Annotated in this window: 12 protein-coding genes, 4 tRNA genes and 2 pseudogenes; 10 read left to right on the top strand and 8 right to left on the bottom strand. The window is 38.6% G+C overall.

All coding sequences use genetic code 11. From position 1 onward, the window contains the following. Positions 1-65 precede the first annotated feature (65 nt). The 7 genes and pseudogenes from motB to cspE all read right to left on the bottom strand — a co-directional run bounded on the left by motB (position 66) and on the right by cspE (position 7136). The gene (gene motB, locus XBJ1_RS08165) at positions 66-1067 is read right to left on the bottom strand and encodes a flagellar motor protein MotB (protein WP_012988400.1); all 1002 of its coding nucleotides are present in this window, start codon (positions 1065-1067) and stop codon (positions 66-68) included. A 2-nt stretch (positions 1068-1069) separates the two neighbouring features. Then, positions 1070-1951: a flagellar motor stator protein MotA gene (gene motA, locus XBJ1_RS08160; protein ID WP_012988399.1), complete on the bottom strand. Its 882-nt coding sequence runs from the start codon at positions 1949-1951 to the stop codon at positions 1070-1072. Positions 1952-2089: 138 nt separating this feature from the next. Next, positions 2090-2671 carry a flagellar transcriptional regulator FlhC gene (gene flhC / locus XBJ1_RS08155; RefSeq protein WP_012988398.1) on the bottom strand — a complete coding sequence of 194 codons (582 nt, stop codon included), beginning with the start codon at positions 2669-2671 and terminating at the stop codon, positions 2090-2092. A gap of 2 nt (positions 2672-2673) precedes the next feature. Further along, a complete protein-coding gene (flhD, locus tag XBJ1_RS08150; protein ID WP_012988397.1) occupies positions 2674-3024 on the bottom strand; it encodes a flagellar transcriptional regulator FlhD in 351 nt (116 codons plus the stop codon). Between the two features lie 2480 nt (positions 3025-5504). After that, positions 5505-5705: a hypothetical protein gene (locus XBJ1_RS19030; RefSeq protein WP_012988391.1), complete on the bottom strand. Its 201-nt coding sequence runs from the start codon at positions 5703-5705 to the stop codon at positions 5505-5507. Between the two features lie 810 nt (positions 5706-6515). After that, positions 6516-6649 (bottom strand): annotated as a pseudogene (locus tag XBJ1_RS21885) (MgtC/SapB family protein); the annotation flags it as partial. Positions 6650-6923: 274 nt separating this feature from the next. Further along, positions 6924-7136 carry a transcription antiterminator/RNA stability regulator CspE gene (gene cspE, locus XBJ1_RS08140; protein ID WP_010847246.1) on the bottom strand — a complete coding sequence of 71 codons (213 nt, stop codon included), beginning with the start codon at positions 7134-7136 and terminating at the stop codon, positions 6924-6926. Positions 7137-7612: 476 nt separating this feature from the next. Here cspE and XBJ1_RS08135 point away from each other — a divergent pair, with 476 nt between their 5' ends. The 8 genes from XBJ1_RS08135 to XBJ1_RS08095 all read left to right on the top strand — a co-directional run bounded on the left by XBJ1_RS08135 (position 7613) and on the right by XBJ1_RS08095 (position 12072). After that, the gene (locus XBJ1_RS08135) at positions 7613-8122 is read left to right on the top strand and encodes a YlaC family protein (protein ID WP_012988387.1); all 510 of its coding nucleotides are present in this window, start codon (positions 7613-7615) and stop codon (positions 8120-8122) included. Positions 8123-8253: 131 nt separating this feature from the next. Next, positions 8254-8329, top strand: a tRNA-Asn gene (locus XBJ1_RS08130). A gap of 395 nt (positions 8330-8724) precedes the next feature. Beyond that, positions 8725-8800, top strand: a tRNA-Asn gene (locus XBJ1_RS08125). Between the two features lie 225 nt (positions 8801-9025). Further along, positions 9026-9101 (top strand) — tRNA-Asn (locus XBJ1_RS08115). A 314-nt stretch (positions 9102-9415) separates the two neighbouring features. Beyond that, positions 9416-9491, top strand: a tRNA-Asn gene (locus XBJ1_RS08110). A gap of 230 nt (positions 9492-9721) precedes the next feature. Next, a complete protein-coding gene (gene pyrC, locus XBJ1_RS08105) occupies positions 9722-10774 on the top strand; it encodes a dihydroorotase (protein WP_012988383.1) in 1053 nt (350 codons plus the stop codon). Positions 10775-11009: 235 nt separating this feature from the next. Next, positions 11010-11264, top strand: coding sequence for a biofilm formation regulator BssS (gene bssS / locus XBJ1_RS08100; protein WP_012988382.1), 255 nt, complete (start codon positions 11010-11012; stop codon positions 11262-11264). A 214-nt stretch (positions 11265-11478) separates the two neighbouring features. Then, positions 11479-12072 carry a LuxR C-terminal-related transcriptional regulator gene (locus XBJ1_RS08095; protein ID WP_012988381.1) on the top strand — a complete coding sequence of 198 codons (594 nt, stop codon included), beginning with the start codon at positions 11479-11481 and terminating at the stop codon, positions 12070-12072. A gap of 91 nt (positions 12073-12163) precedes the next feature. Here the strand turns inward: XBJ1_RS08095 and XBJ1_RS08090 are convergent, their stop codons facing one another. Next, positions 12164-13222: a rhodanese-related sulfurtransferase gene (locus XBJ1_RS08090; protein ID WP_012988380.1), complete on the bottom strand. Its 1059-nt coding sequence runs from the start codon at positions 13220-13222 to the stop codon at positions 12164-12166. A gap of 409 nt (positions 13223-13631) precedes the next feature. Here XBJ1_RS08090 and XBJ1_RS08085 point away from each other — a divergent pair, with 409 nt between their 5' ends. Beyond that, on the top strand, positions 13632-14573 hold the full coding sequence (locus tag XBJ1_RS08085; protein WP_012988378.1) for a Kdo(2)-lipid IV(A) acyltransferase: 942 nt from the start codon (positions 13632-13634) through the stop codon (positions 14571-14573). Positions 14574-14589: 16 nt separating this feature from the next. After that, positions 14590-14934 (top strand): annotated as a pseudogene (locus XBJ1_RS22450) (peptide MFS transporter); the annotation flags it as partial. Positions 14935-15090 lie beyond the last annotated feature (156 nt).

Genomic DNA, 15090 nt, shown 5'->3' with positions numbered 1-15090 from the left:
TCGTCCAATAATTCATCTGCTTCATCAAAGAAGGTCTGATAAAACGCGGTAATATCCATCGTTACTTACTCTGTCACCTTATTAGTATCACTGGACGGTTCAATCTGAGTCTGCACCGATATTGTGATTTCATTGGATTGTTCGGTGGATTGCTGAGAAGGCGCTCCCTTATTCGAATCCGTTCTGATGACTTCTTGCATATCCATACTATTGTTAGCGGTCATGGCGTCACCACCACTGTTTTCCTGCTCAATCCGTTTTTCTGCATCTTTATTCAAGACAACAATGCTGATACGGCGGTTAACCGGTGCATTAGGATCAATGCCTTTCTGCATACTCACAGTGGATGCCATACCAACAACCCGCAGGATTTTGACTTCATCCAAGCCACCGTTCAGTAATTCTCGTCTTGAAGCATTTGCACGATCCGCAGAGAGTTCCCAGTTGCTATAACCCCTTTGGCCATTGGCATACTGTAAATTATCGGTATGACCAGAAAGGCTGACTTTGTTCGGAATTTCATTCAAAATCGGTGCAATTGCCTGCAAAATATCTCTCATGTAGCTCTCAACCTTTGCGCTGCCGATCATAAACATCGGGCGGTTTTCCCTATCGATGATCTGAATGCGCAACCCTTCATCCATCATGTCGATCAACAAATGAGGACGTAGTTCTTTTAGGCGAGGATCGGTGATAATAAGTTGATCAAGTTGTTGGTGCAGGCGATTCAGACGACGTTTTTCTTTATTGGATTCAACAAGTTTAGATTCGCGAAAAACCTCTCCATCCTGCTGAAAAACTTCATCCCCTCCTCCAGGAATCGGATTTGTGCTATCGCTGCTTTGCGGCCCTTGGTTTATCGCTACCTGCAAGGGAGTGCGAAAATAGTCTGCAATGCTGGTTAACTCCTGTGGGCTGGCGATCGATAGCAGCCACATGACCAGAAAAAACGCCATCATCGCAGTCATGAAATCGGCATATGCAATCTTCCATGATCCACCACAGTGCTTCTCACCGTGTTTTTTGCGTTTTTTTACTCTGATGACAGTAACATTATTCGCTCTCATAATTATTCTTCAACTTCTTGTTGTACAGGCGATTTAACCCGACGAACATGTTCTTCAAGTTCCGTAAATGAAGGGCGATCTGTGAGGAATAATGTTTTACGGCCGAATTCAACCGCAATCTGTGGAGCATAACCATTCAGGCTGGAAAGCAGTGTAATCTTGATGCACTGCATCATTTTTACCTGTTCGCTGCTACGTTGACGCAGCAAGGTTGCCAGAGGAGAAACAAACCCGTAAGCCAATAAAATCCCTAAGAATGTTCCCACCATTGCATGGGCGATTAACGCACCCAGTTCCCCTGCCGGACGATCCGCTGATCCGAGTGCATGAACCACTCCCATGACGGCGGCAACGATGCCAAATGCAGGCAATGAATCTCCAACCATAGCCAGACTGGTCGCAGGGACTTCACTCTCCTGTTCATAAGTCTCGATTTCTTCATCCATCAAGGCCTCAATTTCATGGGGATTCATGTTACCACTGATGATCAGACGCATATAATCAGTGGTGAAATCCATCAAATAGGGATCTTTTAACAAACGGGGATACTGTGTGAAGATGTCGCTCTGGTGTGGATTTTCGATATCCCGTTCCAAAGCCAGAAGCCCATTTTGGCGTGATTTGGATAACAGGCGGAACAGCAGCGCCATGAGATCCATGTACATCGCTTTGTTGTATTTTGATCTGCGCAATATTTTTGGTAAAACACGCAGTGTTGCCTTTATCGCCTTGCCATTATTGCCGACGATAAAGGCGCCAATACCTGCACCTGCAATAATCAGAAATTCCGCTGGCTGATAAAGTGCGCCCATGTGGCCACCGACAAGCAGATAGCCACCAATTACCGCACCAAAAACCACTATATATCCTAAAAGTACTAACACGCGATATCCTTTAGCTAAGTTGGTGAGCAGATGGGATTTGAACAGGGCGAATTAGTAAACGAAGAACGGTATGACAGAGCAAGTTACAGGTCTGCACATAAAAAACCTGTAACCTGCTTTTAAGTTTCCCATTTAAATTCACATAGCTTGCTGAGCAAATCCATCCAGCAGTTGTGAATTAGTATCGGCAGGCAGAACGGAAAGTTTACGTTTTTTTACCGCTCGTGAAGGTGGCTGGCAAAGACTACAAACAAAGCTGTTCACCGGTTGGTGGGCATGCGTGATGAAAGTGCCACCACAGCAGCGACACTCTGTTGGCTGTAGCATCCCGCTGTCAACGAAACGGACAAGTGTCCAGGCTCTGGTCAATGCCAGAACAGACCCACCTTCGCTGCTTGGAGGACATTGTTCAAGGTACAGTCGATAAGCTTTTACAACAGCTTCAACACCGTCACAATGCCCGCTTTTCATCAAGAAACGATAAGCATTGTAGAACATAGAAGAGTGAATATTCTGTTCCCAAGTCATAAACCAATCCGTCGAAAAAGGAAGCATCCCTTTAGGCGGAGGGCTTCCCCGCAACTCTTTATACAGCCTGATCAACCGCCCTCTGCTTAATTGTGTTTCACTTTCAAGCATTTGCAACCGTGCACCTAAAGTGATGAGTTCCATTGCAAGATGAATATCTTTCGCTTCCTGAACAATACTTTTTTCAACCATCTTCACGCTCTTTTTTTGATTGAAATGTCATCCAGCGCAGATAACTGCTGAAAAAGATGAGTAGACAGCAAAATACCTGTGTGAATTTGTTGTAGATCGTCCACCCGCGATTCCTTCGTTAACTGCAGCACCGTTTCGTGGTCTTCTAACCGAAAATGGCAAATCAGTTGGTTAGTTTCAGCTAATTTTACTAACTGAGGCAATGTCAGCTCGGCCAACGTATCAGCCATCGATTCACTAATACCTAAACGGAACATCGCAGATGCTTTCTCATGGTTAATTAGCCGTTGCGCTAAAAGCAAATACGATAAATTTATGTCATAAATATGTTTGAGCAATTCAACCGTACTCATTTCTATATATCCCGTCCGATTATATGAAAAATTAATTAAGTGATCAAAGAATCACTCACGACAAAATTACCAGTAGCATGAGATTCAATAATCTCCGACATAACTGAAATATACATCTTTAGCCAGAGCAGTAACTGTCCTTTGTATTACTCTTGGGATCGCCCAATTTCTAAAATATTTCGGTAATGGGTTGTGAAAGTATTATTGCGTCATCTGATTAATGCACTTGCCACAATTGATTAAGAATATTCTTAATGCTAATTAACTTTACTCCTGAATCATCAACTTATACAACGGAGAATATATGCCATTTTAAATACTATGTGACATGCATCACAAAACTGACACTTTTTATTATGATTCTAGCTCATTAACTATTCAAGCAACAGAAAACGAGAAATAGTCTACAATTAATAAGTTAAATTATCTAAATAAAAATATTAAGGACTGTTTTTTGTTTTATACGATCTATTAAACTTCTAAATTTAAAATGGCGATAAAAAATATATACTTTAGTTAAATTTTCAATATGTTAGTAAAATTTGCTTCTTGATAATGTAGGTAGGTACTCATCTTCCACTATAAGTTGACTTAGATCATAGTTATGCCAAATTTATTAATTATATGTGAATACTAGTTATTAAAAAGCTACTACTCTGATCATTTTTGGTTTACGATCGTATTCTTTTCACACAGAGGAAAAGGTGGCATTCAAGCCACTTTACGCATAAATATCACACAGATCACAAAAATAAGATAAAATACAGTATGATGTTGAAATAAAAAAACATCTACATCCCTACCTTAGAGTAAATACAGCGGACAAGGCTTCGAGAACGCAACAAAAGCCACTACTATTCAAAACCACAGAAACCGCACCAGACCGCCATAATATATAAATTTAATTTAACAAAATAAACTCATAGATAGACAGTTTATGGTATAAATTTAACTAAATTCTCACTGGTGGTTATTTCTCCTCTTTGACTACCTTACACTCATTATTAATAAGATAAATTTATCATTAAAAGCGCTCTCTTTTTTACCAATGTTAAGAATAATCAATGTTTATGCCATTTATACAGAACGGAGTGACTGACCGTGTACGCAAAAGAAAAATCCCCCATTAACAGAAAATTAATTTCCTTAAATAACATAAAAAATAGAAACAAAATAACTCCCAAATACAAATTTAACAATAAATTCTTATAACATAAAATACAATTAAAAGAAGAAAAAACACTTTAAATAAAAAACAGGAAATGTAAACAGAATAAATAAACATGAAAAAGGAAATTATCTTACTTAATTTAAAATATAAGTAACAATAGAACATATAAAAGTAACGATTCAAATAAAAAGAATAACGGGTAAATATGACCTTATTACCTCATTAAATTTATATTTATTGTGATAGTAAGATCATATTCGAAGAATAACATCAATACCTATTCGAAATATCTGTAAAAATGAGTCATGATGAAATTGCTAATGGCAACCGCTATGTGGGCGGCCACCTTAATCCACACAAAATAAGATGTTAATTAATGAGAATTATTTACAACTATCCACCAACGTGATGAATGTAAAATTGCTTCATCATTTGGATGATAACGAAATCGCATATTAGTGTTCTTATTCACCAAAAAAAATATTTTTAAGGCAATGACTGTAATCCAATTAGTACATCAAATGGTAAAAATGGCAGGTATATACCTAGTGTCATAGTTATTGATTCCGTTAATAACACAGATAATGCGACGATACTTTGGACAAACAGAACTTTTTATGTACGCAACATATGTACAGCCAGTGCCTGAGACAACTGACCTTCCATAAATTAGTCTATTGGAATAAAGCTGATGTTCCACACAGCTCACTATAAATACACATAGAATCATAGCGAATATTGTAATATCTAAGATAGAAAATATCGCCCCTAACCCAATCATAAAATGTCCTATATTCTTTATATCTATTTGCGAAAAATTCTCAATAAGTTTTTATCCATTTTGTCTTACGCAAAAGACAGTTGTGAAATATCGTACATTAGGTTTTGTACAAGCAAATAGATGGCTAACATCAGTAAAAATGGAATAAATACTCTGGTAATCAGTATCAAAAATACATTCATGAAATCCGACTGGCTGTCATATTTAAATACTTATTCCCAAACGTTTCCCTACTCTTTATTACTCGTTCCCCTAATACCATCAGATTTTTATCAAACAAAATGATATCCTCTGACCCTTTTGCAGTATCGGTTCTCGTGTCAATAGAAATATCGATATCAGCATACCGCAATGTAGACATATCATTTATTCCATTACAGAAAAAACTAACTGTGTGTCAATTATTTTAAAATGCGTGACTTTTCCGTAGGGTTAACTTACAAAATGCTGTTCTTAATTCCACTTCTTTTGAAAGGTCTTCATCACTCGCAAATTCAATATCAAAACTAATAAAAATATTACTAGGATCTAAATTTCTGCGGTAATGACAGGGCTATCTCCGTTAAGCGCCTTAGCTGAAACGTCATTTTCCCTTAATGCAGTAATTGCCATCGCCGCACTCACTTTTGGCAAATCTAAAAATGTTAATAAAACTTGCAGTACTATCTCCTTTTCATCAGCAACAGAAAATAGATGTTTCACTTCATCAAGACTTAACTCCCCTGTCACTAAGATTAACCCTCTGAAACCTTACTCTTTATAGAGGTTAACCAGATCCATCACATTGTTACGATTTTCTTCAGTGAGAAAAATTATTTTCTCCTTTAACCTCATATGAGAGCATACTGATGGAATTTACTCAGTCGTCCCATTGCCCGTCGATTAGTACTTTTTCTACTGTTCTTAAACAGAAATTGGCAAGCTAGGTCTAACAAAATCAAAAGATAACTCATCAATTTTTCTGGAGCTGCTGAGGAAACAAATACCAGATTTTTCGTTCCCATACCTGGCAACCGCTTGATCAATCAAATCTATAGTGCCACTTATTTAGCCATGCTCAATGAGGTACTGAGGTATCTTCCCTGTCAGAACAAGAATAAGCCACTCAATGAAATTATCATCAATATAATAATAATATCGGTTATATTTATTCCATTTTCATGACGTGGCAACAAAAAGTAATCAGTAAAAAAATGATCATCGCCAAAAGCATCAGGACATAATTAAACGAATTATGGAAAGTGATGGATTAGCTGAAGAAACGCATAAGGTGCTTTTTCATGTGTAAGGTTGGCTGGCTTTAGATAACACCTTATTGAGTTCAAGAGATAGGTGGAATATCACCCGTTCTTATCCACTGATAGATATAAAATAATGGAATTAGTAATATGAAATTATTCTAAGTGAGCAATTCTGTAGCAATCTGACACCTAACCCACTAATTGCTTGTAGGATCAGTGTCCTTACTAGGATTTCATCATGAATATCACAAACAATATAGATCTTATAGCGTTGTTCTAAACCTAAAGCTTGTTAATAAGGTTGGGCATTAATCCGTTGTGGGCCTCTCTCAAGAGAATGTTCGCACACAGAATAATGCTTGTGGCAATACTCGCAGACCAATATTGACCCAGTCTGCATAACACGCCAATACCCGCTGAACACCACATAGATAACCTAAAGAGATAACCTATTTATCTTGCACATGGAATATAATGCCGAATACTTAATTCGACTAGATATCGCCTTTTTCATTAAAAAATCATAGGTCTTAAATAGCGTGTGACTCATTTTTATCTGAGTCTGGGGGATAGGTGACAAACGCATTCTTCATCCTGTTATTTTTCTCATCCAAATAAATTGGCATAAAAGTAACTAAGATAAAAAAACAAAAAGCCCGCCACGACATTTAAGTGTGGCGAGCTTAAATAAAGGCATAAAGGCTGATTAGATAGCAGTTACGTTTGCTGCTGCTGGGCCTTTGGCACCATTTTCAATGGTGAATTCTACGTTCTGGCCTTCAGCCAGAGTTTTGAAACCGTTACCTTGAATGGCAGAGAAGTGAACGAATACGTCTTTGCTACCATCAGCTGGAGTGATGAAACCAAAGCCTTTAGACTCGTTGAACCACTTCACTTGACCTTTCATTTTGTCAGACATTTGACTTTCCTATATATCAAAAAAAACTCGCCACCTCGGGCATGTGTTGGCCAGTATCAGCTATTACTTATGGAGGCACTAAGAAGGAAACGGTCAACAAAGGCTACCGGAGATAGCACTTACACATAACTCATTAACTCAAGATGTCGTACATAAAGTAGGTCTGTTTATCAGGCCAAACGCATTAACTCATGACCGCACAGGAATAGCAACCTTTTTATGTATTATCGATTTAAAAAAGTCGCATGTGCTCAATATTAGAACAAAATGACATGATGAATAGGTACAATTATAATTTTATTTGATTTATTCAACTTTTATCTTAGCAAAAATATCGATATTGTTTCCAGACAATAACAATTTTATAAATAAAATAAGGCAATTGATATACAGATATGTCCTCCGAGCATGCTAGCCTTAAAAATGGCATAACCTTCAATTCGATAACGCGTTTTTACAATAATCGGGTTAGTATTATGAATATCATCAAACAGATATTGATTCAGGATCTTAAGCGGATTAATCTCGAAGAACACCGTGATGGTAAAGTACATTTCAATAGTACCTTTATTCATCATCATCCATACCTATGCTTGGCAATGGTTATTGCTTATGCTTTCCTTGTCATGCTCATGGGGTATTCTCCCTATTTTGGTACTTGGTCACTGATTTTATTTACAGTGCTTTTTGTCGCCATGGCAGCCGTTTTACTTTTCGATATAAAGCCGGTGTATCATTTTGAAGACATTGATGTACTGGATTTACGTGTCTGTTATAACGGAGAATGGTTCGTCAACGAAAAAGTATCCCATAAAGCCATCAATAAAATACTTACTCATCCTAAAGTACCCAGTGAAATGAAAGATGAGATCAAAAGAATCATGAGGAAAAAAGACGGAATTTGTTTTTATGATGTATTTATAGTTGCCTTTTCAGAACAATCACCCTATTTTCATCCTTCCGAAATGGTGAATAAAAGTGCTTAATTTCAGTAAGGCAGTTCAATCATGACACAATACGTTCACAGGATAAGCAAACGATAGGGAAATAGAATTTTTGCGTTGACACTCCCAGCGTTCATCGCTAGTATTCGCCTCGTTCTCAGGAACGAAGCAATTCCTCCATAGTTCAGTCGGTAGAACGGCGGACTGTTAATCCGTATGTCACTGGTTCGAGTCCAGTTGGAGGAGCCAAATTAAAGAAATCCCGATTTAGTTCTGCTAATCGGGATTTTTGCTTTTGATTTTATCAATCAGCTACCCTCCTTACTCAGATGTACTTTTAACCGACTGTATTCAAGTTTTTTGTCGGTCAGATCGATATCAAAGTGCTCTTTTCTCACGTTGGTAAATTTGTTCCTTACTCTTTACATCGATTTGCTGAATTTTTATCAAGGTGGTAACAAAGAAGTAATAAGAGATTGAGTAAGGTATGGAAAATTACAATATGGTCATATTTTGCTGTAAAAAATAACAAAATATCATCACCTTGCACATCAGTTAGACACTTAAATTTATTTTCCATTTTTCCGCTTTACAAGCCTGAATCATTCCCCTAATATTCGCTCCGTTCTCAGGAACAAAGTAATTCCTCCATAGTTCAGTCGGTAGAACGGCGGACTGTTAATCCGTATGTCACTGGTTCGAGTCCAGTTGGAGGAGCCAAATTCGAGAAAGCCCGGTTTAGTTCCACTAACCGGGCTTTTTGTTATCTATTTTCTGCAAACTTATCTGCTCCAGATGTATTTTTTTCCATCCAAATACAAATTCAGACTAAAAATACCACAACAAGTCTATATTCTCAGCAAACAAACAGTTATTGCTATTTTCTGCTTTGACAAACGAAAACAATATCGTTAGTATTCGTTTCGTTCTCAGGAATGAAGCGATTCCTCCATAGTTCAGTCGGTAGAACGGCGGACTGTTAATCCGTATGTCACTGGTTCGAGTCCAGTTGGAGGAGCCAAGTTTAAGAAAGCCCGATTTAGCTCTGCTAGTCGGGCTTTCTAACATTTTCCCTTCCAGCCATTTTTCCTTTTAAAGTTAGTTTTTCACTATGTATTTCTGGACATTGCAAGATTCTTGCTATCATCCCCTACTTTTAGTGCCTCTGCTTATTCTATTTATGTTGGCAGTTTTTCTGATACCTCCCCAGCAAACACAAAAAAGTCCAAAAAAACATCACGAAGTACAGATTATCTGCAAACAAATAGTTATTGTTATTTTCTCCTTTGACAAAAGTGAAAGCTACCGTTAACATGCATCCCGTCTTGAAGGAATTCCTCCATAGTTCAGTTGGTAGAACGGCGGACTGTTAATCCGTATGTCACTGGTTCGAGTCCAGTTGGAGGAGCCAAATTCAATTCACCCTCGTGTTATTACTTCTATTTTTTCCGTTTTTTGATACGATAAATTTCCTCTGAATACCCTGCATATAATATTTAAAAGACTAACTTTTCGAAATTCATAGAGTTTTATCATTCAATAATAGCTATTTAGCTATTTTCGTTTTATCATCCTCCTCCGGCTTAAGGAGTGCTGAATCAGCATCCATCATTTTTCCTCTTATATTCTGGAGCCGGTTTCATGACCACTGAATCATACACAATTAAAATCCGCCGCCCTGACGACTGGCATGTCCATTTCCGCGATGATGATATGCTAAAAATCATTGTTCCTCATACCAGCCGTTTCTTTGGCCGAGCTATTGTCATGCCCAACTTAGCCCCTCCAGTAACAGATGTTGCCAGTGCCAAAGCCTATAGGGATCGGATAATCGCTGCCATTCCGTCAGGCCATCATTTCCACCCCCTCATGACCTGTTACTTGACTGACTCAACAGACAGTTCACAAATTGAAATTGGTTATGAAGAAGGGGTCTTTACTGCCTGCAAACTTTATCCGGCCAATGCAACAACCAACTCCAGCCACGGTGTTTCTGATACCAAAAAGATCTATCCCTTATTGGAAACCATGGAAAAATTGGGAGTACCTTTGCTGATTCATGGTGAAGTCACTGCATCCCATATTGATATTTTTGATCGGGAAGCTCGGTTTATAGAGCAGGTGATGGAACCATTGCGTAAGCAGTTTCCTGAATTGAAAGTTGTTTTTGAGCATATTACAACCAAGGAAGCCGCCGAATACATTCTTGCAGGCAATGATAAATTAGCGGCAACACTGACACCGCAACACTTAATGTTTAATCGTAATCACATGTTGGTTGGCGGTATTCGTCCTCACCTCTACTGTTTACCGGTATTAAAGCGCAATATCCATCAGGAAGCATTGCGTTCCGCGGTAGCCAGTGGCTGTAATCGATTCTTTCTAGGAACAGACTCAGCCCCTCATTTACAGCATCGCAAAGAATCTTCCTGTGGTTGTGCGGGCGTCTTCAATGCGCCTACTGCTCTTGCAGCCTATGCCACCGTTTTTGACGAAATCGATGCAATAGCTCACTTTGAAGCATTCTGCTCTTTAAATGGCCCTAAGTTTTATGGTCTGCCCGTTAATGAAGGCTTCGTTGAACTCACACGTAAACCTACGCCAGTGACAGAGTATATCGAATGCGGTGATGAGAAATTAATCCCATTTCTGGCCGGAGAGGATGCCAAGTGGGAAGTAAAGGTATGTGACTAATTTTTTCATTACTACCCGTGCGGAAAATATTTTTATTTCCGCACGTTTACGCTTACCTAATAAGTCGCTGGCATCACTTACAATAATCCCAATTAGTGATAATACAAAAAATCTCGCTCTTTCCCCTTCTTAGATTGCTAAAAAGGGTTATACTGCTATTGCTCATCCTTGATGAGATTTTCTGCTCTTAGTCAATTATATCAATAAGAATGCTGTCGTCTGATTAGGAGGTTATATGGAACAAAAAAATGAAATTATTCAAACTCATCCTGTTGTAGGTTGGGACATCAGTACTGTTGATGCCTATGACGCTATGATGATACGTCTTCATTACTTATCCTCCCAAGATCAAGCCTCTGGCAATGTCAATATTGACAAAACATTGTGGTTGACAACAGGAGTAGCCAAACAACTCATCCTAATTCTGCAGGCTGGGATTGAAAAGATAGAAGCATCAGAATACAGTCAGCTTGATCATATTAAGCATTAATAATCACCTTGAGCATTAGAAAAACATTTGGACACTCAGTATGTTGAGTGTCCAATTTAACCGTTTGAACAAATATTAGTCAACTGAATTATTCGCATAGTTTATTATTTTTCATAATACTGTATCATATAGTCATTCTCATCCGCCTAATTCTTAATTATTAAGCCATTTTTTATTTAAATAATAACCATAGAAGAACAAGGATGTTCAGTTAATGAAACTGTTAGTCATTGATAAGTGCCATTATACGCGTTTGGGGATTATTGAATCCCTGAAAGAAAATATAGATATCCTCTCAATCGGGGCTGTATCAATTCATGACGCCATAAATATTTTGCCTATATTTCCTCCAGATATCATCTTAGTGAATTTGACGAGTTATGGCCACCATAAGGAATATTGTGAACAACTGAAATTGTTTATTTCGTTAGTTAATGATGCCCGTATTTATACCTATATCGATAAACCATACCCCTTGTGCGATACGAGCATTCAATTGACAAATAAGGATTTTATTTTACCAAAAAAGAATCTGAGCACATTATTGGTTAGGATACAAGAAATGACAGCACATGATATTCAACGTTATTTTGCCAATTTTAATACACAAAGTTCTATTTTCAGTCTTCAGGAAAACCGAATCATCCATTATTGGATGCAAGAGACCGATACACATAAAATTGCTAAAATGCTAAAAATTAGCAATAGTACGGTCTATTCACACAAAAGACATATTATAGAAAAAATCGGTATTTCTAACAAAATAGAGTTACTTTTTATTTACAATATTTTTAAATATATCTGTTAAATCTTCTAAAATAACAATGCTGGCATAAATAATGAGATACTATTTACGCCAACATTCTGATTACCGCGAACTATCCATTAAATAATATTTATTACTTAATGGATTGTAGTGATGTAATATTCAGGCCATCATTTAAACGATAGCGAGACTTATTAAAAATTTTTGTCCCATTTTCTCTTCCCGCCCGACGAAAACGCTGTTCTTCTTCAGGCAGTTTCATCTCTTCCCGACAAATATCACTGCAACACCCTTCAAACTGCTCTGCACAGGAGAGACACTGAATGAACAGCAGGTGACAACCATCATTTTTACAATTGATATGGCTATCACAGGCTGTACCGCACTGATGACAATGCGCAATGATATCTTCAGAAATGCGCTCACCCATACGCTCATCAAAAACAAAGTTTTTACCCATAAAACGGACAGGTAACCCCTGTTCTTTCGCTTTACGGGCATACTCAATAACGCCACCTTCTACGTGGTAGACTTTGTCAAAACCGTTATGCAGCATGTAAGCACTGGCTTTTTCACAACGAATTCCACCAGTACAATACATAACGATATTTTTGTCTTTATTATCCTTCAGCATTTCTACTGCCATTGGCAATTGCTCACGAAATGTATCTGAAGGGATTTCAATAGCGTTTTCAAAATGCCCCACTTCATATTCATAGTGGTTACGCATATCAACGAATAAGGTATCAGGATCATCCAGCATTTGGTTAACCTGTTCCGCTTTTAAGTATTCGCCTGTGTTTGATGGATTAAAGGTTTCATCTTCAATACCATCAGCAACAATGCGCTCACGCAATTTCATGCGCAATACCCAAAATGACTTGCCATCATCTTCCAGCGCAATATTCAGCCGCAGATGGCATAAAGCCGGATCAGTCGCATCCAGTAACGCTTTTAAAGCATCGACATTTTTAGAAGGTACGCTGATTTGCGCATTGATGCCTTCTTTAGCGATGTAAACCCGTCCAAAAACAGACAACTCGGTAAATTTTTGATACAGGCTATCGCGAAAAGCCTGTAGTTCGGAAATCGTAAAATATTTATAAAAAGAGATAGTCGTGCGCGGCTCAATTTCAGCCAACATGCGCTCTTTCAGCTCTTTATTAGAAATACGGTTATGTAACACTGGCATGGTGTACTTTCCTGAATTTCGGTAACATTTCTGTAATAAAAGAATCAAAACTTCAATGGCTATCCCATTGATAGCTGGATATCATAACGAAAATGGCCTTTAGAGAATAGTGATTTTTAACCTTGCTATTCTGTGATAATAATTCGTGCTTGCTCCTCATTTCACGCCCAACTCATGTCCAACAGATGTAAAACAGCATTTGAATATAATGCGCAGGAATATCATAATCATGGCCTGGCGCAGCATTACCCGATAGTGGATATGGTGTTTGATTTATCGACAATTAAGCATTTAATGTATCAATATTTCGATATTCCACTAAAAAATGTCACAATACACCAATATTACTTCCTGGAGCCTGGCGAGTTCGGCTTTTAGTTAAATGTTCTCCTTAATACACTGAAAACACATGATACAAGCACCATCTTTTGAACGTTCATTTTTACACCCCCGTTATTGGCTGACTTGGCTAGGTATCGGGATACTTTATTTACTGGTTTTACTCCCTTATCCGGTGATTTATTGGATAGGAACCCGGCTTGGCCGGCTTTCACAACGCTTTTTGAAAAAACGAGCCAAAATCGCTGAACGCAATTTAGCTCTCTGTTTCCCTGATATGTCACCAGAGAAACGAAATGAATTACTAGTCAAAAATTTTGAGTCTGTTGGTATGGGGTTGGTTGAAACTGGCATGGCATGGTTTTGGCCTGACTGGAGAATCAAGCGTTGGTTCAAAATCACAGGAGAAGAAAATCTCCAAAAAGTGCTATCCAGTAATCAGGGATTCATTGTTATCGGGATCCATTTTCTGACACTGGAATTGGGTGCACGTATCTTGGGTCTGTTAAATCCGGGGATCGGTGTTTATCGCCCAAATGACAACCCCGTCATGGATTGGCTGCAAACTTGGGGACGACTGCGTTCCAATAAATATATGCTGGACAGAAAAGATGTGAAAGGCATGATCCGTTGTCTGAAAAACGGCGAAATGGTTTGGTATGCGCCGGACCATGATTATGGCCCACGTAAAAGCGTATTCGCTCCATTATTCGCAGTTGAACACGCAGCAACAACGATGGGTACTTCGATTCTTGTCCGTTTGTCCGACCCAGCTCTGCTCCCTTTTACTCCCCGTAGATTGCCGGATGGAAAAGGTTATGAGCTAATGATCCAGCCAGCGGTGGAAGGTTTTCCAAAAAACGATGAAGTTGAAGCGGCAGCATTTATGAACAAGGTGGTTGAACGAGAGATTATGCAGGCACCAGACCAGTACATGTGGCTACACCGTCGTTTTAAAACACGTCCCGAAGGTATGCCATCCCTGTACGATGACAATAAAAACATTCACTGACTAACGTTATCCGGCTGTCATTTCATCGAATGGCAGCCATTTCCAACCTGCATTTTGTATTCTTTTGCTGGCGCTGGGTGAACTTTGCCTCAGTCCAATCGGGCTGGCAACCATGACTGTACTGCCACCTTCCCGCATGCGTGGACAGGTAATGGGATTATGATTCTGTGCCAGCGCACTGGGAAATCTGGCTGCTGGCCTGATTGGTGGTAACGTGCGTGCAAATAAACTTGATAGCCTGCCAGAATTGTTTTCCAACGTCTCACTATCGTTGATTATCTGTTCTGCTATTCTGCTTGCTTTAATCATCCCGATTCGCCGTTTAATGAACAACTTTCACCAAGCGGAAACGAAATCTTAATTGCAAGAAAGCCGCAATTAATCAAGTCGGGAGTTAGATATACCCAAGCCATCTTCATTATGCTGAGATGGCTTTATTTTTTATATTCAAATTTTAGCCATTCCTATATGCTCTATACGAATCCTTTCGCACTTTTCCGGTGTCCCTACACAAAAT

It is taken from the genome of Xenorhabdus bovienii SS-2004, assembly GCF_000027225.1.
GTDB classification, from domain to species: Bacteria; Pseudomonadota; Gammaproteobacteria; order Enterobacterales; family Enterobacteriaceae; genus Xenorhabdus; species Xenorhabdus bovienii_C.
Note: the sequence above shows the minus strand (reverse complement) of the source record. Positions and strands in the feature narration are given on the sequence as shown.

Bases quoted from the DNA above. Each gene is read 5' to 3' on its own strand.
- flhC (WP_012988398.1), bottom strand. From the start codon at position 2,671: ATGGTTGAAAAAAGTATTGTTCAGGAAGCGAAAGATATTCATCTTGCA.
- cspE (WP_010847246.1), bottom strand. From the start codon at position 7,136: ATGTCTGACAAAATGAAAGGTCAAGTGAAGTGGTTCAACGAGTCTAAA.
- XBJ1_RS08085 (WP_012988378.1), top strand. From the start codon at position 13,632: ATGATACAAGCACCATCTTTTGAACGTTCATTTTTACACCCCCGTTAT.
- flhD (WP_012988397.1), bottom strand. From the start codon at position 3,024: ATGAGTACGGTTGAATTGCTCAAACATATTTATGACATAAATTTATCG.
- XBJ1_RS08135 (WP_012988387.1), top strand. From the start codon at position 7,613: ATGAATATCATCAAACAGATATTGATTCAGGATCTTAAGCGGATTAAT.
- pyrC (WP_012988383.1), top strand. From the start codon at position 9,722: ATGACCACTGAATCATACACAATTAAAATCCGCCGCCCTGACGACTGG.
- XBJ1_RS08095 (WP_012988381.1), top strand. From the start codon at position 11,479: ATGAAACTGTTAGTCATTGATAAGTGCCATTATACGCGTTTGGGGATT.
- motB (WP_012988400.1), bottom strand. From the start codon at position 1,067: ATGAGAGCGAATAATGTTACTGTCATCAGAGTAAAAAAACGCAAAAAA.
- XBJ1_RS08090 (WP_012988380.1), bottom strand. From the start codon at position 13,222: ATGCCAGTGTTACATAACCGTATTTCTAATAAAGAGCTGAAAGAGCGC.
- bssS (WP_012988382.1), top strand. From the start codon at position 11,010: ATGGAACAAAAAAATGAAATTATTCAAACTCATCCTGTTGTAGGTTGG.